We start from the raw sequence: 24,147 nt of genomic DNA, 5'->3' as shown, positions 1-24,147 counted from the left end.
GTGCACCTCCCCTCGAACGCCCGGAGGGTCGACCCGGGGGGAGGAAATCAGAAGCGGTAGTTGAACCCCAGCAGGAACTGGCGGCCATATTTCTCATAGGTCTCGGGCAGCGGCGTGCCGTCGCTGGTGTGGGTGCCGCCCGTGTCCAGGCCCAGCCGGGTGCGATAGGGCGAGTCGGTCAGGTTGCTGACCTGGAGCAGCACGCCCAGGCCCTTCAGCGCCGAATTGTCCGGGAAGGTATAGCCGATCTGGGCGTCGAGCTGCCGGTCCGCCAGGATCTCGGTGTACCCGCGATTGGTGAACAGCTGCACCGTCTCGCCCTTGAAGGCCGAACGGAAGCGATAGCTCGCCCGCGCCTGGAAGCCCCATTTCTCGAAATAGCCGGTGACGTTGTACACGGTGCCGGACAGGCCCGGGATGCGCACCACGTCGTTGCCGTCGGTGGGGTTGAGATCGGATTCCGTATAGGAATAGCTGCCGGTGAATCCGAAGCCGTCCAGCGCCGGGATGATGCGGCCGATCTCGATCGCGCCGCTGACCTCGATGCCCTTCAGATTGCCGCCCGGCCCGTTGGCCGGCATCGTCACCTGCCCGAACGAGCTGATGTTGACATTGCCCGGGATCTGGTTGGTCGGGATCGGCAGGCCCGAGAAGTCGATCGCGAAGTTGCGATTGTAGATATAATTGTCGAGCCATTTGTAGAAGCCGGCGACGCTGACATAGGTCGCCTTGCCGATGTACCATTCATAGGCGACGTCCAGCGCCTTGGCGCGCCACGGCTGGAGGTTCGGGTTGCCGCCGGTCGCCGACCAGGGGAAGACCGTGCTGCCCGGCGCGCAGGGCGGGCTGCCGCCGCACGGATTGGTGTTGAAGCTCGGCGTGAAGTTCGCGCGCATGTCGTCCATGCGCGGGCGCGCCAGCACCTTGGACGCGGCCAGGCGGATGCGGTGGCCGCCGCCCAGATCGTAGATCAGGTTCGCGCTGGGCAGCACGTCGGTATAATGCGCGGTCACGAACACCTGCGACAGCGCGATCGGAGTCAGCGTCTGGTTGATCCGCAGGCCCGACGACGACTGGAACTGCTCCACCACCTGCACGCCGACATTGCCGCGCAGCCGGCCCCATTCGATGTTCGCCTTCGCCTTCCAGGTGATGACGTCTTCCTTGATCTTCCACGCCTTGTCGAAGTGGTTGGCGTCCTCCAGCGGGGTCTTGTTGTAATAGGTGTCGAGCGCCGCAGGCACGTTCCAGGCGATCACGTTGCCGAAGCCCACAAAGTCGAGCGAGGTCGGGTCGAGCAGATATTGCGAGCCGACCGGCACCTGTGCGCGCCCGTTCTTCAGGTTGAGGTCGAGCTCGTCGACGGTCTTGCGCTTGTTGCGCTGTGTGTAGTTCACGCCGAGCTCGATGTTCCGGAGGAACCCGCCGATCTCCCGGCTCAGCATGAAGTCGACGGCGCCCAGCTCTTCCTTGACGTGCGGCGACTTCATCAGGCCGTCATGGCCCCAGCCGCCCCAGGGCGCGCGATCGCCGAGCGAGACCTGGCTGGCATTCGCATAGTCCAGGCCGAAGCCATAATGCGGAAAGGCGCCGTCGATCGGGAACGAGAAGTCGTAATTGTCCATGGTGCGGGTCTGGAACGGGCCCACGCCATAGCCGCCATAGGTCTCGATATAGGTCTCGTCGCGCTTGTTGGTCGAATAGCTCAGGTCGGCGACGAAGCGGGTGCGCTCGTCGAGCTGGAATTCGTTGTTGAGCCCGGCCGAGAACAGCTCGTCCTTGCGCTCGTTATAGTCGTTGCGCAGGATCGGAACGGCGTTGGTGATGCGGCCCGAGGTGCCAATCGCGGAGCCGCCCAGCTGGGTGGTGCCGATATTGGAGAAGGTCGCATTGTCCGCCCAGCCGTTGGAGAACCACTGCGCGCCGCGGATCACTTCCTTCTGCTTGAAGCGCGAATAATAGACGTCGAGCACGCTGTGGACGCTGTCGCTCGGCTTCCATTCGAGCGTGCCCATCACGCCGTCGCGCTGGTTGCGGCGGCTGGTCGCCCAGGCTTCCTGGCCGTTGAGCTGCAGCGCGTTGTCGGCGGAATCGGGCGTGACGGTGTTGGGGCTGCACGGATTGGCGACCGTCGGCTGGCAGATGCCGCCGAACGCCTCATAGCCATAGGCCTTGTAGTGATCGACATGGCTGGGCGAATCGAGATGCGCATAGCCGAGCGACCAGCCGAGCGTGCCAGCGGCATTCTGGTCGATATAGCTGAGCGTGCCGCGCCAGCCCCATTTGGAGATGTCGGCATTGCGGCCGCCATCGGCGTCGAGCTCGCCGCGCAGGTTCATCGCGATCGCGCGCTTGCCATAGGCGAGCGGACGCACCGTGCGCAGGTCCGCGCTGCCCGACAGGCCCATGCCGGCGATGGCGGCGTCCGGCGTCTTGTACACCACGACGCTTGACAGCAGCTCCGCCGGATACTGGTCGAACTCGACGGCGCGATTGTCGCCCGAGCTGGCCTGTTGCCGCCCGTTGAGCAGCGTGGTGGTGAAGTCGGGCGCGAGGCCGCGGATCGAGATCACCTGGGCGCGGCCGTTGACGCGCTGGGCGGCGAGGCCGGGCAGGCGGGCGATCGATTCGGCGATCGAGACGTCGGGCAGCTTGCCGATGTCCTCGGCCGACACCGCCTCGACGATCGAGGCCTGGTCGCGCTTGATGTTGATCGAATTCTGCAGGCCGGCGCGCAGGCCGGTCACGACGATGGTGCTTTCCTCGGCCGGCACCTGGTCCTGCGCCCGGTCCTCCCTGGCCCGCGTGGCGCCGTCCTGCGCCCAGGCCTGGGCTGGCAACGTTGTCGCCAGAGCCAGCGTCGAAATCGTGAGTCCGAGATTGCCCTTGGCGCGCTTCATAGCGCGCGCATGCGGACGCTCCGCCATTGCCTCTTCCCCTCTCATAGCAAGCGGCCGTTATCGACCGTCTCTGTCCCCATCGCGCGCCCCGAGAAAACTGGAAGCGCTTCCAATTGGTATCATCGCGTCGCGCGAAATTGTCAACGCGTTACAGAAAACGCTTACGAAGGGGCTGGATCCGAGGCGTTTCAGCCGCGCGGCGGCGCGACCGATTCGCGCAGCACGAGGTGATGATCGATCGCGTCGAAGCCCGGCGTGCCGGTGCCCTGGCCGCGCAGCAGCGTCTCGACCAGGCGCTCCACCGCGCGCGCGGCGATGCGGCGAATCGGCTGGTGGATGGTGGTGAGCGGCGGCCAGATATAGGCGGCGACCGGCGCATCGTCGAAGCCGACCACCGAGAGGTCGCCCGGCATGACCAGGTGCATCCGGTGCGCGGCGAACATCGCGCCGACCGCCATGTCGTCATTGGCGCAGACGATCGCGGTGGGACGGTCGGGGCCGGCCAGCAGCGCCTCGGCGAGCTCCACGCCGGAGCGGAAGCTGAAGTCGCCGCGCAGCGCGGTCACCGCGCCTTCGTCCAGCCCCGCTTCGGCGAGGGCGCGCAGAAAGCCGGCGAAGCGCGTCTCGGCGGCGAGATGGCCTTCGATCCCCAGCATATAGCCGAAGCGGCGATGGCCGGCGGCGACGACGTGATGGGCGATCTCATAGCCGGCCGCCGCCTCGTCGAACCCCACCCCGGGCAGCAGCGCGCGCACTTCGTCGCTGGGCGAGATGCAGACCACCGGGCAGCCCTGGGCGATCAGCCGGCGGGCGAGCTCGACATCGGCTGAGAGCGGCGGCGACAGGATCAGCCCGGTGCTGCGGCCCGAGGCGAACAGCTCGATCAGCCGGTCGTCGCGATTGTCGTCCTCGATATGGATGTTGAAGGTCGAGAGCTCGAACCCCGCCGCCGCGGCCGCGCGCAATGCGCCCAGCTCGATCGCGGCGAAATAATAGGAATTGGGCGGCGCGTCGCGCGCGTTGCAGTTGATCAGCGTGACCGTGTTGCTCGCCCGGCTGGCGAGATTGCGCGCCTGCGGATTGACTCGATAGTCGAGCGCCTCGACCGCGCGCATCACCCGGTCGCGCATCTTGTCGCTCACATGCGCCTGGTCGTTGAGCGCGCGCGACACGGTGGCCCGGCCGACGCCGGCGAGCGCCGCCACGTCATCGATCGTCGGCGGCCGCCCGTTCCGGCCGGTCTCCGTGCCGCTGGCGCCCGGTATCGGCGACGATTTGGAAAGCGATGACATGCTCGAAGCGAATGGGTGGCACAGGCGCCGGCGGAGCGGCAACCGAAAATGCGCGCCGGCCGGCCAGGGTCACGACTCAATCAGCAAAGCCCGTCCTCCCCGCGCAGGCGGGGATCCAGGGCAGGAAGGGACGATCGAAGCGATCACGCCGGTGCTCGCCGGAAACGGCAAGGCGAGCCTCGCCGTCCTTGCCCTTGGCCCTGGTTCCCCGCCTGCGCGGGGATGACGGAGTTTGCTGATTGGGTTTTGACCCTAGGTTGAGAACCCAAACAAGTATGTGATCTTTCACCGTCATCCCGGCCTTGAGCCGGGATCCCGCTTCTTCCTGTGCTGGCGAGATAGCGGGGCCCCGGCTCAAGGCCGGGGTGACGAAGGAAGAATAGGAGTCCTCAACCTAGGGAATCGGCAATGCCGTCGTTGCCTTCACTTGCGAGAGCGCGACGGTGGAGTTGATCTCCTGCACGCCGGGCAGCTTGGAGAGCTTGGAAAAGAAGAAGCGCTCATAGGCCTCGATATCGGCGGCGACGATGCGCAGCATGAAGTCGAACACCCCCATCAGCACATAGGCCTCCAGCACTTCGGGAAAGGAGCGGATCGCCGCGGCGAACTCGTCGAGATTGGCGCGGCCGTGCGCGTTCAGCTTGATCTGCGCGAAGATGTGCGCGTTGAGCCCGATCTTCTGCCGATCGACCAGCGCGACGCGGCGAGTGATGATTCCTTCCTTCTCCAGCCGGTCGACGCGGCGCCAGCAGGGCGAGCTCGACAGGCCCACCATCTCGCCGAGCCGGGCGGTGGGCAGCGACGCGTCTTCCTGGAGCACTTGCAGGATCCTGCGCTCGAAGGGGTCGAGATCGGCGGGCAAATCCATTCTCCTTTTCGGCATTTTCGGGTCAGATCGTGCCGATGTTCGGCGATGGCGCGTGAACAAGGCCAGTTTATCCCGCGAAACCGTGGAAGAGTCATCCCTGGATTTCAGGAGCGCTTTCATGGTCGATGCCCCGCAAGTTACCGCCACCCCGCCGGAGAGCGTGCACGTGCTGCGCGACATGGAAAGCGGGCTGGACGGCGTGATCGTGCTCCACTCCACCCGGCGCGGCGCCGCCGCGGGCGGGTGCCGGCTGTGGCGCTATGGCAGCCATGCGGCGATGGTCGGCGATGCGATGCGGCTGGCCGAGGGCATGACCTTCAAGAACGCGATGGCCGATCTACCCCTGGGCGGCGGCAAGGCGGTGCTGAACCTGCCGGCCGGCGATTTCGACCGGCGCCGGCTGTTCGCGGCGTTCGGCCGGGCGGTGGCGCGGCTCGAGGGTGCCTATGTCACGGCCGAGGATGTCGGCACCTGCGTGGCCGACATGGAAGCGGTGCGTGGCCAGACCCGCCATGTCGCCGGCCTGCCGCCCCGGGGCGGCAGGCCGGGCGGCGATCCCTCGCCCTGGACGGCGCGCGGCGTGTTCCTGGCGATGGAGGAGGCGGCCCGGCGCCAGCTGGGCAGCGACCTGCGCGGGGTGCGCGTCGCGGTGCAGGGGCTCGGCAGTGTCGGGTCGGCGCTGTGCGGGATGCTCCATGCGGCGGGGGCGCGGCTGATCGTCGCCGAGCCGCGCCCCGGCGTCGCCGCCGACATCGCCTGCCGCTACGATGCGGAGATCATGGGCCGCGACAGCATCCTCGATGCCCGCTGCGCGATCTTCGCGCCCTGCGCGCTGGGCGGGGTGCTCGATGGCGACGCCGTGGCGCGCCTGCGCGCGCGCATCGTCTGCGGCGCGGCGAACAATGTGCTCGCCACGCCCGAGGATGGCGACCGGCTCGCCGATCGCGGCATCCTCTACGCGCCCGACTATGTCGTGAACGCGGGCGGGATCATCAGCGTGGCCGGCGAATATCTCGGCTGGAGCGCCGATGAAGTGGCGGCGCGCGTCCATGCGACCGGCCTGCGGCTCGGCGCGGTGCTCGCCCATGCCGCCCGCGAGGGGCTGGCGCCGCATCGTGCCGCCGACGCGCTTGCCCGCGCGCGGATCGTCGCGGCGTCGGCGGCGTCGGTGCGCGAGGCTGCCTGAGCCCGGCCATGCGGTTCGACATCATGGGCGAGGCGAGTGCCGCCCTGCTGTGCCGCCTGGTCGGCCTGGCCGCGCAGCATGATCTCGCGGCGCCGGCCATGGAGGTGCGCGTGACGCCCGAGCGCATGACCGTGCGGCTGGAGCTCGATGGCCTGGCCGGGCCGCTGGGCCGGATCGTGGCGGAGAAGATGCGCCGCTGCATCGGCGTGGAGGCCGTGGCGCTCGACGGGGTGCCGCTTTAGACGGGCGCGAAGGCGCGCAGGAACACTTCGGCCATCTGCGTGGCTTCGTGGTCGCGTTCGGCCGGTGACAGCTCCTGTCCCCAGATCATGCGCTGCTGCACGCCGAGGCAGAGCGAGGCGAGCACGCGCGCCGCGAACAGCGGGTCGGCGCGGCGGAGCGTCCCCGCATCCATCGCGCGCTCGAGAAAGGCGGCGAGCAACTGCTGGGTGGGCATGGGCGCGCGGCGATAGAAGATGTCGCCGATCTCGGGGAAGCGGCTGACTTCCGAGGCGATCAGCCGGTGCAGCCGCAACCCGTCGGGCGACGAGATCTTGGCGATGAAGCCCCGGCAGAATTGCAGCACGGCGGCGCGCACGTCCTCGCCCGGCTTGAGCACATCGGCCAGCTGGCCGCGATATTCCTTGGTCGCATCGTCGAGCACCGCGGCGAACAGCTCTTCCTTCGACGGGAAATAGCTCCACAGCGTCCCCTTGGAGCCGCCAAGCTCCGCCGAGATCGCCGACATCGACGCGCCGGAATAGCCCTGGTCGAGGAACACGCGCTTGGCGATCGCCAGGATCGCCTCGCGGCGTTCCTCCTTGCGCGCCTCGCGCTTGCCGGACGGCCTTTCCATGATTTTCTCCATAACCGTACTATAGGGTACGATTACGGGTTGACAAGATGGCGGCCCGCGCCCATCTGCCGCGCCGTACCCGACAGTACGGTATTTAAATGATGATCCGATTCTCCCTTCGTCCGTTGCTGCTCGTCGCGACTGCCGGGACCGCGCTGCTTTCCGCATGCGCGCCGGTGCCGCAGCTCGGCGCCCGTCCCGAAGTGCGCGCGGCGGCCGGCTATGCCGCCGACCAGTCGCTGGCCGCCCGGGCGGATGCGGCGAACTGGCCCGCCAATGATTGGTGGAGCGCCTATGGCGACGCGCAGCTGAGCGGGCTGATCGCCGAAGGGCTGGCCGGCTCGCCCGATCTCGCCGCCGCCGCCGCGCGCCTGCGCTCGGCCCAGGCCTATGCCCAGCAGGCGGGCGCGGCGCTGCTGCCGTCCGTGGGCGTCCAGGCGGGCGCGACCGAGGGCAAGCAGAGCTACAATAACGGTATTCCCGCCGCCTTCGTGCCCAAGGGCTGGAACGACAGCGGCCAGGTCGCGGCGAATCTGAGCTTCGATCTCGACCTGTGGGGCAAGAACCGCGCCTCGCTCGCCGCCGCCACTTCGGATGCGGAGGCGGCGCGGATCGAGCTGGAGCAGTCGCGGCTCGTACTCTCGACCAACATCGCCGGCGCCTATGCCGATCTCGCGCGCCTGGCCTCGCAGCGCGGCGTCCAGGCCCAGGCGCTGGAGCTGCGCACCCAGACGCAGAAGCTGGTGAGCGACCGGGTGACCAACGGGCTCGATACCCGCGCCGAGCTGAAACAGGCCGATGCCGCGGTGCCCGCCGCCCGCGCCGACCTGGCGGCCACCGACGAGGCGATCGGGCTCACCCGCAACCGCCTCGCCGCGCTGCTGGGCAAGGGGCCGGACCGTGGGCTGACCATCGCATTGCCGGGCGGCCCGGCCGGCGCGCACGGGCTCCCGGCGGGCGTCACCACCGACCTGATCGGCCGCCGCCCGGACATCGCCGCCGCCCGCGCCCGGGTGGAGGCCGCCGCGAGCCGCATCAAGGTGGCGCGCGCCGATTTCTACCCTTCGATCAACCTCAGCGCGCTGATCGGCTTCCAGGCCTTCGGGCTCGACAATCTGTTCAAGAGCGGATCGACCTATGGCTCGGTCGGCCCGGCGATCAGCCTGCCGATCTTCCGGGGCGGGCAGCTGGCCGGCCAGTATAAGGGCGCCCGCGCCGGCTATGACGAAGCGGTCGCGACCTATGATGCGACCGTGACCACCGCCTATCGCGAAGTCGCCGATGCGGTGACGAGCAAGCACGCCCTGGTCACCCGGCTTTCGGAGAGCCGCCAGGCGCTCGCCGATTCCGAGGCCGCCTATGGGATTGCCCGCCAGCGCTACGAGGGCGGCCTGTCGACCTTTCTCGACGTGCTGACCGCCGAGCAGGGCGTGCTGCAGAACCGCCAGATCGTCGCCGATCTCGAGGCGCGGGCGTTCACGCTCGACGTCCAGCTGGTCCGCGCGCTGGGCGGGGGCTTTTCCACCGACACCGCGGCCGCCGCCGCAACCAAGGACTCGACCCATGGCTGACGCCGAACCCCAGATCCATGTCGCGAACGCCGACGCGGCGCCCGCCAAGCCCAGCCTGCGCCGGCGGCTGCTCACCGGCATCGCCGGCGCGGTGCTGATCGCCGGCATCGGCTATGGCGGCTGGTACGTGCTGGTCGGCAGCCATTATATCAGCACCGACAATGCCTATGTCGGCGCCGATACCGCCAGCGTCACGCCGATGATCGCCGCGCAGGTGGCCGGCGTCGCGGTGTCCGATACCCAGGCGGTGAAGAGGGGCGACGTGCTCGTCCGGCTCGACGACAGCGACGCGCGGATCGCGCTCGCCCAGGCCGAGGCGGACCTGGCCAAGGCCCGCCGCCAGTACGGCCAGACCTCGGCCACCAGCGCGGCGCTCGCCGCGCAGGTCCAGGCCCGGGGCGCCGATATTTCCCGAGCCCGTGCCCAGCTCGTCGCCGCCGAGGCGGATTACGAGAAGGCGCGGGTGGACCTCGCCCGGCGCCAGCGTCTCGCCCCCAATGGCGCGGTGTCGGGCGAGGAGCTCACTTCGGCGACCAATGCCTTCTCCTCGGCCAGGGCCAATCTCGAGCTGGCGCGGGCCGGCGTGGCCCAGGCGAATTCGACCCGCGGCGCGGCCAGCGGCGAGCTTGCGGCGAACAATGCGCTGATCAGCGGCACCACCGCCAATTCGGCGCCGGAAGTGCTCTCCGCCCAGGCCAGGGTGGCGCAGGCGCGGCTCGATCTCGATCGCACCGTGATCCGCGCGCCGATCGACGGCGTGGTGACGCGCCGCAACGTCCAGGTCGGCCAGCGCGTCGCCCCGGGCGCGCAGCTGATGCTGGTCGTTCCCATCGGCCAGCTCTATGTCGACGCCAATTTCAAGGAAGGCCAGCTGACCCGCGTGAAGGTCGGCCAGCCGGTGACGCTCAAGTCCGACCTTTATGGCGGCGGCGTCGAATATCACGGCAGGGTCGTCGGCCTGTCGGGCGGCACCGGCTCGTCCTTCGCGCTGATCCCGGCGCAGAACGCCACGGGCAACTGGATCAAGGTGGTCCAGCGCCTGCCGGTGCGCGTCGCGCTCGACCCCAGGGAGCTTGCCGAGCACCCGCTCCGGGTCGGCCTTTCCATGGACGCCGAGATCGACGTCTCGAAGAACTGAGGACGGCTGCGATGAACGGCAAGACCGAGACGGCGGCGCCCCTGACCGGGGTGCCGCTGATCCTCGCGGGCGTGGTGCTCGCGCTGACCAACTTCATGGTGGTGCTGGACACCACCATCGCCAACGTCTCGGTCCCGCACATCTCGGGCAGCCTCGGCATCTCGGGTAGCCAGGGGACGTGGATCATAACTTCCTATGCCGTGGCGGAGGCCGTGTGCGTGCCGCTGACCGGCTGGCTCGCCGGGCGCTTCGGCACGGTGCGCACCTTCACCTTCGGGATGATCGGCTTCGGCGTCTTCTCGGTGCTGTGCGGCCTGTCGACCTCGCTCGGCATGCTCGTCGCCTGCCGCGTCGGCCAGGGGCTGTGCGGCGGCCCGCTGATGCCGCTGTCGCAGACGCTGCTGATGCGCATCTTCAAGCCGGAGCAGCGCGCCCAGGCGATGGGCGTCTGGTCGATGACCACCGTCGTCGCGCCGATCCTGGGCCCGATCCTGGGCGGCACGATCTCGGACAGCTGGTCGTGGCACTGGATCTTCTTCATCAACATCCCCGTCGCCGCCCTGTGCGCGTTCGGCGGCATGCGGCTGCTCTCCAAGGTCGAGACGCCGACGAGCAAGCTGCGCGTCGACCGGGTCGGGCTGATGCTGATGCTGCTGTGGATCGGCGCGCTGCAGATCATGCTCGATCTCGGCCGCGAGCATGACTGGTTCAACGACCGCACGATCGTGATGCTCGGCGTGACCGCGCTGATCGGCTTCATGGTCTTCCTCGCCTGGGAAGGCACCGAGGACCAGCCGATCGTCGATCTGCGCGTGTTCCGGCACCGGGGCTTCACCGTGGCGGTGCTGTCGCTGGCCCTGGCCTTCGGGACCTTCTTCTCCTCGGCGGTGATCATCCCGCAATGGCTGCAGACGAGCATGGGCTATACCGCGACCTATGCCGGCTATGCCACGGCCTTCACCGGCGTGGCGGCGGTGATCATGTCGCCGATCGTCGCCAAGCTGACGAGCAAGGTCGATCCGCGGGCGCTGGTGTGCTTCGGCATCCTCTGGCTCGGCTTCACCTCGCTGCTGCGGGTCCATTGGAACAGCCAGGCCGATTTCTGGAGCCTGGCCTTCCCGCAGATGCTCCAGGGCATCGGCATGCCGTTCTTCTTCATTCCGCTGACCACGCTGGCGCTGGGTTCGGTGCGGCCGGAGGAGACGGCATCGGCGGCGGGCGTGATGGCGTTCCTGCGGACGATGGCGGGCGCGATCGGCACGTCGGTCTCGACCACCGCCTGGGACGACAGCGCGCGCGTCGCCCGCAGCGAGATCGCCGCGCGGCTGAACAGCGACGGCACCGTCGATGCGATGGCGGCGCAGGGCTTCTCGCTCGACCAGGCGCGGCTCGCGATCGCGCAGCTGGTCGACAAGGAAGCGTTCGCGCTGGCGACTAGCCACATCTTCCTGCTCTCCGCCTTCGTCTTCGTCGGCGCGGCGATGATCATCTGGCTGACCCCGCGCCCGCGCCGCGCGGTGGGGGCGGGCGCGGCGCATTAGGCGCAAGATCCAGTCAGCAAACCCCGGCATCACAATCGGCAAACCCCGGCATCATCCATCAGCAAACCCGTCATCCCCGCGCAGGCGGGGATGACGGAAGAGAACAAGGGATGACGGAGGAGAGCGCGGGAATGACGGTGCTTGCCGCATGAGTCCCCCAACCGGGCCCGTCATCGGGCGCTTACACATGCTCGCGGATGTGATAGGGACGCCGTGATGCGCCTGTTGCTGCCCTTCATCGCCTGTCTGATGCTGGTGATCACCAGCCTGACGACGGTCGCGCACGCGACCGAGGCGCCGGAGCGGCACCTCACCACGATCGAGATCGAGGGCTGGCACGCGCCCGGCGACGCCGATGAAGTGCCGGCCGATCCCGACAAGAATTATCCGCATCACCATTCGACCTGCCACGGGCACGACCTCGCCGCGCCGGTGAAGGCGCCGGCGGCGCCGCTTGCCCATGGCGGCGCCCCCCTGGCCTGGCGCATGCCCAGCGCCGAGCTGGCCGCGCGCGTCGCCGACACGCCGCTCAGACCACCGATCGCCTGACACCGGCCTGGGCGCCCCTCGGGGCGCGTCTGTCCCTGTCAGGAGTTCAAGTTCATGTATCGAATCGCAGCGGCGCTTGGCGTCGCGACGCTCATTGCCGGCTGCGGCGCGCCCGCGCCCCAGCCGGAAAACAAGACCGCCGAGACGCATGCCGAAGGCACCGCGACTCTCACCGCCGAACAGATCGCGGCGGCCAACATCACGCTGATCCGGCCCGGCCGGGGCGGCACCGGCGCGGCGATCGAGGCGCCGGCGCTGCTCGAGAGCGATCCGGACGCCACCCGGGTGGTCGCCGCGCCGCTCGAGGGGCGGGTGATCGCGCTCGTCCGCAACCTGGGCGATGCCGTCCGCCGGGGCGAGACGCTGGCGGTGATCGAGAGCCGCCAGGCCGCCGGCCTCCAGGCCGAAGTGGAAAAGGCGCGGACCCGGCTAGAGCTCGCCCGCAAGACGCTGGCGCGCGACGAGGCGCTCTATGCGCGCGGCTTCCGTCCGCTGCGCGAAGTCGAGATCTCGCGCGCCGCCGCCGACCAGGCGGAGACCGATGTGCGGCTGGCGCGCCAGCAGGTGGCGGCCTCGGGCGTGCGCGGCGGCAGCCTCAACCGGATCGTGATCACCGCGCCGATCGCCGGCCGCGTCGTCGCGCGCAGCGCCGTGCCCGGCCAGATGTTCACCGCCGATGCGGCGGAGACGGAGCTGTTCCGGATCGCGGCGCTCGAGCGGTTGACCGTCGCCCTGTCGATCGCGGCCGGCGATGCCGCGCGGGTGCGGCCCGGCAACCCGGTCGAAATGACCGCGGCGGGGCGCACCGCCATGGCGCGGGTGCGCTTCGTGGCGCCGGCGCTCGACCCGCAGACGCGCCTCGTCCGCGTGCTCGCCGATCTCGACAATCGCGGCGGCCAGTGGCGCGCGGGCGAGCCGGTGCAGGCGCGGATCGAAGTCGCCGGGGCGAGCGACGCGCCGCTGATGGTGCCGGCCACCGCGGTGCAGACCGTGGAGAACCGGCCGGTGCTGTTCGTGCGGACGCCGCAGGGCTTCCGCACCCAGCCGGTGACGCTGGGCGCGCGCGACGGCGCGATGGTCGCGATCCTCTCCGGCCTGGCGGGCGGCGAGCAGGTCGCCGCCACCAACACCTTCACGCTCAAGGCCGAGCTCGGCAAGGGCGAAGCGAGCCATGAGGACTGAGCCATGATCGCCCGCATCGTCAACTGGGCGGTCGACAAGCGCTGGCTTGTCCTCCTGCTCACCGCCATCGCCGCCGTGATCGGCGGCGCCGCCCTGTACCGCCTCCCCATCGATGCGGTGCCGGACATCACCAACAACCAGGTCCAGATCAACGTGCGCGCGCCCGCGCTCTCGACCGAGCTGGTCGAGAAGCAGGTCGCCTTTCCGATCGAGACCGCGCTCGCCGGCATTCCCGGCCTTGAATATACCCGCTCGCTCAGCCGCAACGGCTTCGCCCAGGTGACGGCGGTGTTCGCGGACGCGACCGACATCTATTTCGCCCGCGCCCAGGTGAACGAGCGGCTGGCCGGCGTGCGCGAGGGCCTGCCCGACGGCGCCGATCCCGAGCTGGGGCCGATCGCCACCGGCCTCGGCGAAGTCTATATGTGGACGGTCCGGCTCGATCACCGGCCCGACGACAAGCACCAGCCCGGCGAGCCCGGGATGCAGCCCGACGGCAGCTATATCACCCCGGAGGGCGAACGGCTGGTGAGCGAGACCGACAAGGCGACCTATCTGCGCACCGCGCAGGACTGGATCGTCACGCCGCTGCTCAAGAACGTGCCGGGCCTGGCGGGCATCGATTCGATCGGCGGCTATGCCCGGCAGATCCTGGTCATTCCCGATGTGGCGAAGCTGGCGGCGCTCGGCCTGACGCTCACCGATCTCGCCACGGCGATCGAGCGCAACAACACCAGCAGCGGCGGCGGCTTCGTCGACCGCAATGGCGAGGGGCTGGCGGTGCGCGCCGACGCGCTGGTCCGGGGCCCGGCCGAGCTGTCGCGCATCGTGATCGCCACGCGCGCGGGCGTGCCGATCACGCTCGACCAGGTCGCGACGGTGCGGACCGGGCAGGCGGTGCGCATGGGATCGGCGTCGGAGAACGGCACCGAAGTGGTGGTCGGCACCGCGATCATGCGGATCGGCGAGAACAGCCGCACCGTGGCGACGGCGGTGGCGGAGCGGCTCCAGTCGATCAACGCCTCGCTGCCGCCCGACGTGGTGGTCCAGCCGGTGCTCGACCGCACCGCGCTGGTCAATTCGACGATCCGGACGGTGGCGCGCAATCTGAGCGAGGGCGCGCTGCTCGTCATCGTCGTGCTGTTCCTGCTGCTCGGCAATTTCCGCGCGGCGCTGATCGCGGCGGCGGTGATCCCGGTCACGATGCTGCTCACCGGTTTCGGCATGCTGCGCATGGGTGTGTCGGCCAATCTGATGAGCCTGGGGGCGCTCGATTTCGGGCTGATCGTCGACGGCGCGGTGATCATCGTCGAGAACGCGCTGCGCCGCCTCGCCGAGCGCCAGCACGAAGCGGGCCGGTCGCTCGACCGGGCCGAGCGGCTGGAGACGGTCTCCGCCGCGGCGCGCGAGATGATCCGGCCTTCCGTCTATGGCCAGGCGATCATCATGCTCGTCTATGTGCCGCTGCTCACGCTGAGCGGCGTCGAGGGCAAGACCTTCGTGCCGATGGCGGTGACGGTGATCCTCGCGCTCGCCTGCGCCTTCGTCCTGTCGCTGACCTTCGTGCCCGCCGCGATCGCGATCTGGCTGTCGAAGCGGGTGGAAGAGAAGGAGGGGCGCATCATCGGCTGGCTGCGCCGGCGCTACGAGCCGGGCCTGGACCGCGCGATGCGGCGGCCGCCCGTCACGATCGGCGCGGCGGTGGCGAGCCTGGGCGCGGCGGCGCTCGCCTTTCTGGCGCTGGGCCAGGTGTTCCTGCCGCAGCTTGACGAGGGGGACCTGCTGATCCAGGCGCTGCGCATCCCCGCCACTTCGGTCCAGCAGAGCCAGGCGATGCAGGTGCCGCTCGAGCGGCTGATGGCGAAGCAGCCCGAAGTGAAGTTCGTCTTCTCCAAGACCGGCACCGCCGAGCTCGCCTCGGATCCGATGCCGCCCAACGCCACCGACATGTTCGTGATCCTGAAGCCGCGGGCCGAATGGCCCGATCCCGGCCTGGCCAAGGAAGCGCTGGTCGCGCGGATCGAAGGGCAGCTCGCGAAGCTGCCGGGCAATGTCTATGAGATCACCCAGCCGATCCAGATGCGCTTCAACGAGCTGATCGCGGGCGTGCGCGGCGACATCGCGGTGAAGGTGTTCGGAGACGACTTTTCCGCGATGAACGCCACCGCGAACCGGATCGCGGGAATCCTGCGAGCCACTCCGGGTGCGGCGGATGTGAAGGTCGAGCAGACCAGCGGCCTGCCGATGCTCGACATCCGGGTGAACCGCGACGCGATGGCCCGGCTGGGCGTCACCGCGCAGGATGTGCAGGACCTGATCGCCGCCACGCTGGGCGGGCGCGAGGCTGGCATGATCTTCGAGGGCGATCGCCGCTTCCCGGTGGTGCTGCGGCTCTCGGAGGCGCAGCGCGCCGATTTCGATGCGCTGGCCCGGCTGCAGCTGCCCGTTGCGGGCGGCGCCTTCGTCCCGCTCGCCAGCGTCGCGGAGATCCGCGTGGTCGACGGTCCCAACCAGATCAGCCGCGAGAACGGCAAGCGGCGCGTCGTCGTCCAGGCCAATGTGCGCGGGCGCGACGTCGGCGGCGTGGTCGCCGATGCGCGGGCGGCGATCGAGCGCGAGGTGCGGCTGCCTGCCGGCAGCTATCTCCTATGGGGTGGCCAGTTCGAGAATCTCGCCTCGGCGCGCGATCGGCTGGCGCTGGTGATTCCCGCCTGTTTCGCGCTGATCCTGTTGCTGCTCTACGGCGCGCTCGGCTCGGCGCGCGATGCGGCCATCGTCTTCACCGGCGTGCCGCTCGCGCTGGTGGGCGGCGTGCTCGCGCTATACCTGCGGGGCATGGACTTCTCGATCTCGGCGGCGGTCGGCTTCATCGCCTTGTCGGGCATCGCGGTCCTCAACGGGCTGGTGATGGTCTCCTCGATCCAGGACCTGGTCCGCGCCGGCGTGGCGCGGGCGGAGGCGGCCAGGGCAGGCGCGATGCAGCGCCTGCGCCCGGTGGTGATGACCGCATTGGTGGCCAGCCTCGGCTTCGTGCCGATGGCGCTCGGCCATGGCGCGGGCGCGGAGGTGCAGAAGCCGCTGGCGACGGTGGTGATCGGCGGGCTGATCTCGGCGACCTTGCTCACCCTGTTCGTGCTGCCCGCGCTCTATGCCCGGTTCGGGCAGCCGCGGCGCGACGCGGCATGAGGCGCGCGCGGGGCCGCGCGAGCGGCTCCGCGCCGGCCCGGCGAGCCTCGCGGCCTATCGCTGCGGGACCGCCGCTCCGGCATAGGGGTCGTAGCTTTGCGCCGGCGACGGCAGCGGCGTCGGCTTGGGTATGGCGGCGGCGAGCGGCGATGGCGGGGGCGCTGCGCGCTCGGGAACATTGCTCCCGGATTGCAGCGATCCCAGCAGCCCGGCGGCGATCACCGGCGCGCCGAACAGGACGAAGCAGCCCGCGATGACGGTGGCGCCGCGGCGTACTGGCAGGCGGCCGCCGAGCATCAGGAAGCCGATGCTGGCCACGGCGATCAGCGCGATGCTGGTCGCGACCGTGCCGAGGGCGACGCCCTCGATCCAGCCGATCGCCGCCACGAACGGGCTCGATCCCGCGGGATCGGCCAGCGAGGGCGCGATCGCATAGGCGAGGGCGGGCATCGTCATGCGAGCAGCACCTCCGCGACGCGCCGCTGCCCGCCGGTGCGGGCGAGCTGGACATAGACGTCGACCGTGCTGCGCACATAATGGCGCACATCGTCGCGGCTGAGCTGGGTGCCGGCCTGCAGCACCAGCAGCACGATCTGCTCGATCGCGCGCTCGGCGGAATCGGCATGGACCGAAGTCATCGAGCCGGGATGCCCCGTGTTGATCGCGCGCAGGAAGGTATAGGCTTCCTCGCCGCGCAGCTCGCCCAGGATGATGCGGTCGGGGCGCATGCGGAGCGACGCGGCGAGCAGGTCGGTCGCCGTGACCCGCGCTTCGCCCAGCGCGCCGCGCACCGCCAGCAGGCCGACCAGGTTGGCGTGATGCTGGTGGAGCTCGGGCGTGTCCTCGATCAGGATCAGCCGCTCCTCGGCCGGGATCTCGCGGATCAGCGCGTTGAGGAAAGTGGTCTTGCCGGTCGAGGTGCCGCCGGAGACGAGGATGTTCTTGCGGGCCTTCACGGCGGTGGCGAGCATGCCCGCGATGTCGCCCGCCTCGAGCAGCTCCGCCAGTTGCCTGTCGACCTGCGACTTGCCGGGCGCGGTGGATCGGCTGGTCGCGGCGAAGGCGCCGGCCGCGACATAGTCGTCCAGGCGGAGATCCGACGAGATGTGCTTGCGGATGGCGAGCGCCATGGGGCCGCGCGTGGCCGGCGGCGCCGCGACCTGCACGCGCGAGCCGTCGGGCAGGCTGGCGGAGAGCAGCGGGTGCTCGCGGCTGATCCCCTGATGCGAGAGCGCGGCGATCTGGCGGGCGAGCCGGTCGAGCGTGGCGGCGTCGAGATTCGGCGCCGGATACCGCTCCACCGCGCCGCCGAGCGTCTCCGCCCAGATCTCGCCGGGGCGGTTGACATAGATGTCGGTCACGTCGGGCCGGGCCAGGACTTCGGCGAGCGGCGCGAGATAGGCCTTCAGATAGACCCGGGTGTCGTTCGCGGCGGCGGGCGCGTTCATCGGGCTTCGACGCTCGTGAAGTCCAGATCGCGCGCGACGAAGACCGAGATGCTGGTCGCGGCCTTGACCTTGAGCGTCGGCTTGATCTGGGTCGGGGTGACGGGGCGGGCGGCGCCGCCCAGCGTGCCGGGCAGGGCCACGATCACCGGGCTGTCCGCCGCGCGGGCGGCGAGGTTGACGCCGATATCGAGGGCGGACTGCAGGATCGCGCCGGCGAAGCGCTCGAAGAAATGCGAGTTGACCCTGGCGCGAATGCCGCCCTGGCCGAGCGGATCGCTGGCCGGCGAGCCGATCGCGATGGTGGCGCCGTCCGGGCGGATCAGGCGGATCCAGTTGACGAGCATCCGCTTCTGGCCGGATTCGGTGTCCGTGCCATATTCGCCGATCAGCCGGCTGCCGCGCGGGATGAGCACGCGCGTGCCGTCGAAGCCGCGGATATCGCGCGAGACGAGCGCGCGCGCCAGGCCCGGGCTGGTCGAATCCAGCGCGGTTTCGAGCACCGCGGGGATCAGCGTGCCCTGGGGCACCGTCGTCGCCTTGTTGGAGAGCACGCCGGCGGCGGTGCGCGCGCCGGCGACCGAGTTCTTCGCGAGCGGGCCGGCGGCGGCGGGCGCGGCATTGCCTTCGCCCTGCGCCTGCGGCCGCTCGGCACCGGTCGTGTCGATCACCAGCGTCGGCTCGGCGGCGACCCGGGCCGGCTGGGCCGGCGGCGGCGACGGTTGCGGCACATAGGTCGGTTGCGGAGTATAGGCCGGGGCCGGCGGCGGCAGGATCCGCGGCATGGGCGTCGGCGTGGGGCTGGGAAACGGCGCCGGCAGGGGCGGCGGCTGCGGCACCGGGACCGGCGGCACGTAGAGCGGCGCGATCTGCGACGGCGTCGACAGCGCATCGGCGGGACGAGGCCGGATCGCGGGAGCGCTCAGCGAACGACGGCGCGCGTCCAGAACGGCAAACAGCACGAGCCCGATGCCGACCGCGACCAGCAGCAGCGTCCAGGCCGGCGGGCCGGATCGCGGCCGGGCGACCACGGGCAGCATGCCGGCTTCGGCGGCGGGGCGCGGATCGCCGCTCGGGGGCGGAGGCGGGGCGGCGGGGTCGCTCATCGCCGGTCCACCACGCGCACGGCTTCCGCGCTGCCATTGTCGATGCGGAACACCAGCCTGTCCTGAATGCTGTCGATCACTATCCGTCCATCGCGCATCATGCCGTTGATCAGCGTCTCCCTGCCGCGGCCATTCACCGCATAGATGGCGGGAAGCGGCCGATCTTCCGGCCATTCGACATAGGTGTGGATGCCGTCGTCGTGAATCCCGCTGGGGCGAAGTTCGGGGCTGCCGCGCACCTTGTAGCGGCCGACCACCTTTTCCGGCCCCGCCGCGCCGGGCGCCTGATCGGAAAGCAGCGCCGGATAGCGGAACTTGATCGACCAGGCCGTGGCGGGGCCGGCCTCGGCAAGCGACGACAGCTCGAAATTATAGCGGCGCGAGTCGGTCACCACCAGCATGTTGGTCGAGACGCCGGTCCGGATCGGCTTGACGAACAGCCGGTCGCCGCGGCGATTGGCGGTGACCTGCCATGCGCCGCTGTCTCCCAGCGCGACATTCTCCACCCGCTCGTCCGGCGCCAGCTCGATCGTCACCTGATAGCCGGGCGCGGCCTCAAGCCACACCACCTGATCGGGGCGGTAATCGACCGACTGGATATGCGGATTGCCCGTGCCCGGTACCGGGCGGACCTGCGCGGCGGCCAGGCAGGGGGAAAGCAGCAGAAAGGCGAGGATGGCTGCCCGCGTCACAATTCCACCTCTGGCGTCGGCGCGGGGCGCGGCGGCGCCTGCGGCACCGGCGCGGCCGCGCCGGGCACGGGCGTGGGCGCGGGGGACGGCGCGGCGCTTGGCTCCGCTGCCGGCAGCGCCTCCGCATTGCGCTGATATTGCGTTACTTCGAAGCCCAGCGGATTCACGAACCGGTCCTCGAGGCTCATCGGCTCGCCCGAATAGCGATAGCGGATCACCGACACCCAGGCGCGCGGCGCCTGCACCGCGCCGTTGGCGTCGCGCTGCACCGTCTCGAACCGGACGAGCGCGGCGTTCCTGCCGATCGGCGACACGCTCTTCACTCGCGTCTCCACCAGGCTCGTGCGCGGCAGGCGCGCCAGCGGGCTGTCGGGGTTCGAGGCCTGCATGCCGGCGACATAGGCGGTGCGCGCCGCGCCTTCGGACCAGAGCGAGACCTTGCGATAGCTGGCTTGGAGCGAAGTCGCGTCGAAGCTTTCGCGCGCGATGACATATTGGACCAGGAAGGATTGGGTGAGCGCGGCATTGGCGCTCACCTGCTGCGCGTCGAGCGGCTTCAGCGCCTGGACATAGCCGGTCTGCTTGTCGACCAGCAGCGTATAGGGCTCGACGGTCTTGAGCGGCGTGAGCGCGAGCAGCGCCGCGGCTTCCATCAGGGCGATCGTGCAGGCCACGCCGGCGACGATCCACGCGGTGCGCCGCGAGCCGCGCAGCGCCTCGCGGCCATCCTCGGCCCAGCTTCCCGCCTCGCGATAATAGGCGTCCAGCGCCTCGCGCGCCTCATTCTTCATGACTGACGGTCCCGTCGTGTTGCGCTGGCCGAGACCCGGTTGCGGGTCCGGCGATGAGTCTGGCCGAGCGGGGTCGGCGCGGGCGCGGGCGTGTCGCGCAGGCCGGTGCCGGCGCCCGGAACGCGCGAGGCTCCGGCGGCAGCGCCGGCGAGTACCGCTTCCTGGCGCTGGATGCGCGCGACGGCTTCCGCCACGGCGGCGGCGCGAGACTGGTGCTCGGCCGGCGGCTGCCGTGCCGGGAGCGGCATGGGGGATTGCGTCCGTTCGGTATTGGTGGAGATCGTGGCGACGCGCTCGGCAAGGCGGCGCCAGAGCGTGCCGAGCCGGAAGGCGATGGCGATGCGCGCCGCCATGCCCAGCCCCGCCACCATCGCCAGCCCGAAGGCGAGCGCCGTGACGAGCAGCTCGCTGGTCGCGCCGCCGATCGGCAAGCCGGCCTGGCGGCGGGAGAGCAGGGTTGCGAGCCAGGGCTCGAGCAGCGCCAGCTCGACGCCGAGCAGGACCGTCACCGCCACCGCGCCGAGGATCGCGGCCACCAGCCCGCGCACCCAGCCCTCGAACAGGCTGCGGGTGCCCTCGAACAGCAGCAGCGCGATGAAGAGCGGCCCGAGCGCGAGCAGCAGGCCGGCAACCAGCCGCACCGAGGCATAGGCGGCGATCGTCGCGGTGAGGAAGGTGACCCGCGCGGTGCCGAGCGCGAAGGGGCCGACGATGCTGGCGGGTTCCGGATTCGCCTCGGTGGTGGTGACGGGCTGGCCATTGGTATCGGTTCGCGTCCGGGTAGCGGCGCTGTTCGGGCCGGTTCCCAGCGCGTTGAGCGCGATCAGGGCATCGTCCACCTGTTGCAGCCGCTCGACCAGCCCGCCCGTCGCCCCCGGTATTCCCGCGGGCGCGCCGGCACTCGCGGCGAGCTCGGCCGGGCCGTGCATCGTCACGTCATAGGCCAGGGTGCGATAGGCGCCCCAGCTCGTGGCGAGCGCGAGCACGATGCCGATCTTCACCAGCGCGAGCACGCCTTCGCGGACATTGGGCGTGTCGCCGAACAGCAGGCGATAGCCGTAGAACGCCACGAACAGGGTGACGAGCCCGGTGAGCAGCAGCGAGAGCGGCGAGCCCGGTGCCGCCGCCGCCGCATAGCCCGCGGCGCCGATCGTCTGCGCCTGGCAGTCGACAAAGGTCAGGACGCTCTGCAGATAGGCGCCGTCCGCGATGCCGGGGCAGGTGTTCATGCCACCTCCAGCAGGCGAGGCAGCCACTGTGCCGGATCCTCGCCATGCTCGGCGCGGATCTGGTCGAGCAGCCGCACCGTGCGCTCGCGGCCGGATAGGATGGTGAGCAGCTCGCGCTCGCCGCCAAGGTTGAGCCGCGCGACGACGCTCTCGTTGCCATGCTTGATCAGGAAGCAGTGCGCATTGTCGGGCAAGGTGCGGACCAGCTCATATTCGTGCGCGGTGAGCCCGAAGCCCTCCATATAGTCGCTGGCGCGCGCCTTGGGGTTGGCCATGAAGATCTGGGTCGCCGCCTGTTCGATGATCGCGCTCGCGATGCGGCTCTCCAGCGCATCCTGCGCGCTCTGGGTCGCGAAGCCGACGATGCCGTTGCGCTTGCGGATCGTCTTCTCCCAGTCCTTGATCCGGCGGACGAACACATCGTCGTCGAGCGCCTTCCAGCCCTCGTCGACCACGATGATCGCCGGCGTGCCGTCCAGCCGTTCCTCCACGCGGTGGAAAAGATACATCATGGCGGGCGTGCGGACTGCCGGATCGTCGAGGATCTGGGTCATGTCGAAGCCGACCGTCTGGGCGGTCAGGTCGGTCCGGTCCTCGGCATTGTCGAACAGCCAGGCCCGTTCGCCGCCGCCCCACCAGGCGCGCAGCCGCGCCCACAGGTCGGCGCCGTGCGGGCGGTGGCTGCCCCGGAACAGCTCGACCAGGTGGCGCAGCCGGCGCTGCTCGCGCGGCTGGCCGAAATTGGCGTCGATCGCGTCCTTGATCTGGGCGAGCTCGTCGATGTCCGCGCCGCCGGCCAGCAGCGCCACCCAGTCGATCAGGAACTGGCGGTTGGCCGGATCGTCCTCCATCTGCAGCGGATTGAGGCCCGAGGGCGCGCCGGGGCGCAGCAGGTCGTAGCGCCCGCCGATCGCGCGCAGAAAGGGCTCCGCGCCGCGATCCTTGTCGAAGAAGATGATGCGGGGCTCGAACTTGCGGCTCTGCGCGAGCAGGAAGTTGAGCACCACCGTCTTGCCCGAGCCCGAGGGGCCGATCACGGTGAAGTTGCCGAGATCGCCATGGTGGAAATTGAAGTGATAGGGGCCCGCGGCGGTGGTCTCGAGCAGAGTCACCGCATCGCCCCAATGGTTTCCCGCCGCCTTGCCCTGGGGCAGGTTGTGGCCGTTGGCGAAGCCGGCGAAATTGGCGGTGGAGATCAGCCCGCGCCGGGCGATATACTTGAAGTTCCCGGGAAACTGGGCCCAGAAGGCGGGTTCGAGCGCGATCTCCTCGCGCACCGCGATGATGCCGAGATCGGCCAGCGTCGCCTGCACCTCGGCCACGCCCCGATCGACTTCCGCCAGCGTCTGCCCGCGGATCGCGATCGTCATGTGGTGCTCGCCAAAGCCGGCGCGCCCCGCGGCGACGTCGTCCTTGGCGCTGGACAGGTCGGCGCGCAGGCTGACCGCCTCGTCCTCGGCCGAGCGCATCCGCCGGAGCGCCAGGTTCATCCGCGACAGCGCCGCCTGGCGCTCGACGAAGCCGAAGCTCTGCGCGATCGTGATCTCGAAGGGCAGGCGAAGCAGCTCGTCGAGCATGCCCGGCGCCGATTGGCCCGGATAGTCCTTGATCGAGACGATCGCCGCGAAGCTGCGCGGACTGGGGCCGGCGGCGCCGAGCTCGATCGCCTCCTGGCCGAAGCTGATCCGGCGATAGGGCAGATAGGCGCCGGCATCCTGCATCGGCAGCAGCACGGGCCGAACCTCGCCATTGTAGAGCGAGGACAGGAATTCGAGCGGCTCCGAGCAATTGCCCTGCGGCGTCGGGTAGACCGAGAGCAGCCGCGGCTCGTAGCTGCCGAGCGCGGCGGTCAATGCCTCGCGGGCGGTGTCGAGCGCGCGCAGATCATGCGCGCTATTGGCCGCTGCCGGGCTGCCGCGCAGGCGATCGAGGAGGCCCATCCGGCCCTGGAGCGGGCGGCGGATCAGGGTGAGGAACAGGTCGTTGGTATAGAGCCGGCGCTCCGCCAGCCGCGCGCGCCAGGCCGCGTCGAGCCGGGCCGAGAAGGCATCGGGGAACGTGGCTTCGAGCTCGGGCTCGATCGCGCGGCGCACCACATGATAATAGACGGCGAAGCGCGAGGAGCCGATCGACTGCAGCATCGCGTCGCGCAGCCGCTTGCGATAGTTCAGCTCCTCGGTGTCCGCCGTCTCGAAGAGCAGGCCGCGCAGATGGACGACCTGGAGCAGCATGCCGTCGCGCGTCTCGACGGTGTGATCGTCGACATGGCGCGCATAGGGCAGATGCCGTCCGGCGGGTGCTTCGCGCGCGACGACCTTGGGATCGCGCGTCAGGGCCGGTAGGAGTTGCATTGCCAGATCTTGTGGTTGCGGACGCGCGGGCAGCGGCTCATCCGCGCCAGCCACAGATCGAAGAAGCGCGGCTCACGCAGGCAGGCGAGCACGCCGATCAGGTGCACGACGAGCGCCGCGACCAGCGCCCAGGCCGATTTGAAGATCAGGAACAGCTCGGTCGCCACGATCGCATTGGCGACGAAATAGCTATAGGTGACGCCCGCGAACATCTGCGGGCGAGTGAGGGCCACGAACAGCGGGTCACGCTCCAGTCCGTTCATG

Annotated in this window: 20 protein-coding genes; 8 read left to right on the top strand and 12 right to left on the bottom strand. The window is 70.0% G+C overall.

Going from position 1 to position 24,147, the window contains the following annotated elements:
• Positions 1–47: 47 nt before the first annotated feature.
• The 3 genes from OMP43_RS09850 to OMP43_RS09840 form a co-directional block, all read right to left on the bottom strand.
• On the bottom strand, positions 48–2,927 hold the full coding sequence (locus OMP43_RS09850; protein WP_280279540.1) for a TonB-dependent receptor: 2,880 nt from the start codon (positions 2,925–2,927) through the stop codon (positions 48–50).
• Positions 2,928–3,088: 161 nt separating this feature from the next.
• On the bottom strand, positions 3,089–4,192 hold the full coding sequence (locus tag OMP43_RS09845; RefSeq protein ID WP_280279539.1) for a LacI family DNA-binding transcriptional regulator: 1,104 nt from the start codon (positions 4,190–4,192) through the stop codon (positions 3,089–3,091).
• Between the two features lie 394 nt (positions 4,193–4,586).
• Positions 4,587–5,054, bottom strand: coding sequence for an Lrp/AsnC family transcriptional regulator (locus tag OMP43_RS09840; RefSeq protein WP_280279538.1), 468 nt, complete (start codon positions 5,052–5,054; stop codon positions 4,587–4,589).
• A 124-nt stretch (positions 5,055–5,178) separates the two neighbouring features.
• On the opposite strand from OMP43_RS09840, the gene OMP43_RS09835 reads away from it, so the two are divergent.
• Both OMP43_RS09835 and OMP43_RS09830 read left to right on the top strand, forming a co-directional pair.
• Positions 5,179–6,246 carry a Glu/Leu/Phe/Val dehydrogenase dimerization domain-containing protein gene (locus tag OMP43_RS09835; protein WP_280279537.1) on the top strand — a complete coding sequence of 356 codons (1,068 nt, stop codon included), beginning with the start codon at positions 5,179–5,181 and terminating at the stop codon, positions 6,244–6,246.
• 8 nt (positions 6,247–6,254) lie between these two features.
• Positions 6,255–6,488: a hypothetical protein gene (locus tag OMP43_RS09830; protein ID WP_280279536.1), complete on the top strand. Its 234-nt coding sequence runs from the start codon at positions 6,255–6,257 to the stop codon at positions 6,486–6,488.
• Here the strand turns inward: OMP43_RS09830 and OMP43_RS09825 are convergent.
• Entirely contained in the window at positions 6,485–7,102 is a 618-nt protein-coding gene (locus tag OMP43_RS09825; RefSeq protein WP_280279535.1) for a TetR/AcrR family transcriptional regulator, read from the bottom strand. The two genes, OMP43_RS09830 and OMP43_RS09825, sit on opposite strands and share 4 nt — an antisense overlap.
• Positions 7,103–7,203: 101 nt before the next feature.
• On the opposite strand from OMP43_RS09825, the gene OMP43_RS09820 reads away from it, so the two are divergent.
• The 6 genes from OMP43_RS09820 to OMP43_RS09795 all read left to right on the top strand — a co-directional run bounded on the left by OMP43_RS09820 (position 7,204) and on the right by OMP43_RS09795 (position 16,269).
• Positions 7,204–8,673: an efflux transporter outer membrane subunit gene (locus tag OMP43_RS09820; RefSeq protein ID WP_280279534.1), complete on the top strand. Its 1,470-nt coding sequence runs from the start codon at positions 7,204–7,206 to the stop codon at positions 8,671–8,673.
• Complete coding sequence (locus tag OMP43_RS09815; RefSeq protein WP_280279533.1) at positions 8,666–9,811, top strand: HlyD family efflux transporter periplasmic adaptor subunit; 1,146 nt, start codon at positions 8,666–8,668, stop codon at positions 9,809–9,811. Before OMP43_RS09820 ends, OMP43_RS09815 begins: the two co-directional genes overlap by 8 nt.
• Positions 9,812–9,822: 11 nt before the next feature.
• The gene (locus OMP43_RS09810; protein WP_280279532.1) at positions 9,823–11,352 is read left to right on the top strand and encodes a DHA2 family efflux MFS transporter permease subunit; all 1,530 of its coding nucleotides are present in this window, start codon (positions 9,823–9,825) and stop codon (positions 11,350–11,352) included.
• A 216-nt stretch (positions 11,353–11,568) separates the two neighbouring features.
• The gene (locus OMP43_RS09805) at positions 11,569–11,901 is read left to right on the top strand and encodes a hypothetical protein (RefSeq protein ID WP_280279531.1); all 333 of its coding nucleotides are present in this window, start codon (positions 11,569–11,571) and stop codon (positions 11,899–11,901) included.
• A gap of 54 nt (positions 11,902–11,955) precedes the next feature.
• Entirely contained in the window at positions 11,956–13,083 is a 1,128-nt protein-coding gene (locus tag OMP43_RS09800) for an efflux RND transporter periplasmic adaptor subunit (protein WP_280279530.1), read from the top strand.
• A 3-nt stretch (positions 13,084–13,086) separates the two neighbouring features.
• Positions 13,087–16,269, top strand: coding sequence for a CusA/CzcA family heavy metal efflux RND transporter (locus OMP43_RS09795; RefSeq protein WP_280279529.1), 3,183 nt, complete (start codon positions 13,087–13,089; stop codon positions 16,267–16,269).
• A 54-nt stretch (positions 16,270–16,323) separates the two neighbouring features.
• Here the strand turns inward: OMP43_RS09795 and OMP43_RS22825 are convergent, their stop codons facing one another.
• From OMP43_RS22825 to OMP43_RS09755, 8 genes are read right to left on the bottom strand one after another with little or no spacing between them, the layout of a single operon-like run.
• Positions 16,324–16,725 (bottom strand): TrbC/VirB2 family protein, encoded by a 402-nt coding sequence (locus tag OMP43_RS22825; protein WP_348538601.1) that lies wholly within the window; start codon positions 16,723–16,725, stop codon positions 16,324–16,326.
• Positions 16,722–17,717 (bottom strand): P-type DNA transfer ATPase VirB11, encoded by a 996-nt coding sequence (virB11, locus tag OMP43_RS09785; RefSeq protein WP_280279528.1) that lies wholly within the window; start codon positions 17,715–17,717, stop codon positions 16,722–16,724. Before virB11 ends, OMP43_RS22825 begins: the two co-directional genes overlap by 4 nt.
• Entirely contained in the window at positions 17,714–18,820 is a 1,107-nt protein-coding gene (locus OMP43_RS09780) for a TrbI/VirB10 family protein (protein WP_280279527.1), read from the bottom strand. The genes virB11 and OMP43_RS09780 overlap by 4 nt, the downstream gene beginning before the upstream one ends.
• A complete protein-coding gene (locus OMP43_RS09775) occupies positions 18,817–19,512 on the bottom strand; it encodes a TrbG/VirB9 family P-type conjugative transfer protein (RefSeq protein WP_280279526.1) in 696 nt (231 codons plus the stop codon). The genes OMP43_RS09780 and OMP43_RS09775 overlap by 4 nt, the downstream gene beginning before the upstream one ends.
• Positions 19,509–20,303 carry a VirB8/TrbF family protein gene (locus OMP43_RS09770; RefSeq protein WP_280279525.1) on the bottom strand — a complete coding sequence of 265 codons (795 nt, stop codon included), beginning with the start codon at positions 20,301–20,303 and terminating at the stop codon, positions 19,509–19,511. The genes OMP43_RS09775 and OMP43_RS09770 overlap by 4 nt, the downstream gene beginning before the upstream one ends.
• Positions 20,300–21,532: a type IV secretion system protein gene (locus OMP43_RS09765; RefSeq protein WP_280279524.1), complete on the bottom strand. Its 1,233-nt coding sequence runs from the start codon at positions 21,530–21,532 to the stop codon at positions 20,300–20,302. The genes OMP43_RS09770 and OMP43_RS09765 overlap by 4 nt, the downstream gene beginning before the upstream one ends.
• Positions 21,529–23,883 (bottom strand): VirB4 family type IV secretion/conjugal transfer ATPase, encoded by a 2,355-nt coding sequence (locus OMP43_RS09760; RefSeq protein WP_280279523.1) that lies wholly within the window; start codon positions 23,881–23,883, stop codon positions 21,529–21,531. The genes OMP43_RS09765 and OMP43_RS09760 overlap by 4 nt, the downstream gene beginning before the upstream one ends.
• Positions 23,862–24,146: a type IV secretion system protein VirB3 gene (locus OMP43_RS09755; protein WP_280279522.1), complete on the bottom strand. Its 285-nt coding sequence runs from the start codon at positions 24,144–24,146 to the stop codon at positions 23,862–23,864. Before OMP43_RS09755 ends, OMP43_RS09760 begins: the two co-directional genes overlap by 22 nt.
• Between the last annotated feature and the right edge of the window lies 1 nt (position 24,147).

Origin of the sequence: Sphingomonas sp. CBMAI 2297, assembly GCF_029870595.1 — a bacterium.
Classification (GTDB): Bacteria; Pseudomonadota; Alphaproteobacteria; order Sphingomonadales; family Sphingomonadaceae; genus Sphingomonas.
This window is presented reverse-complemented; position numbering and strand designations above follow the sequence as displayed.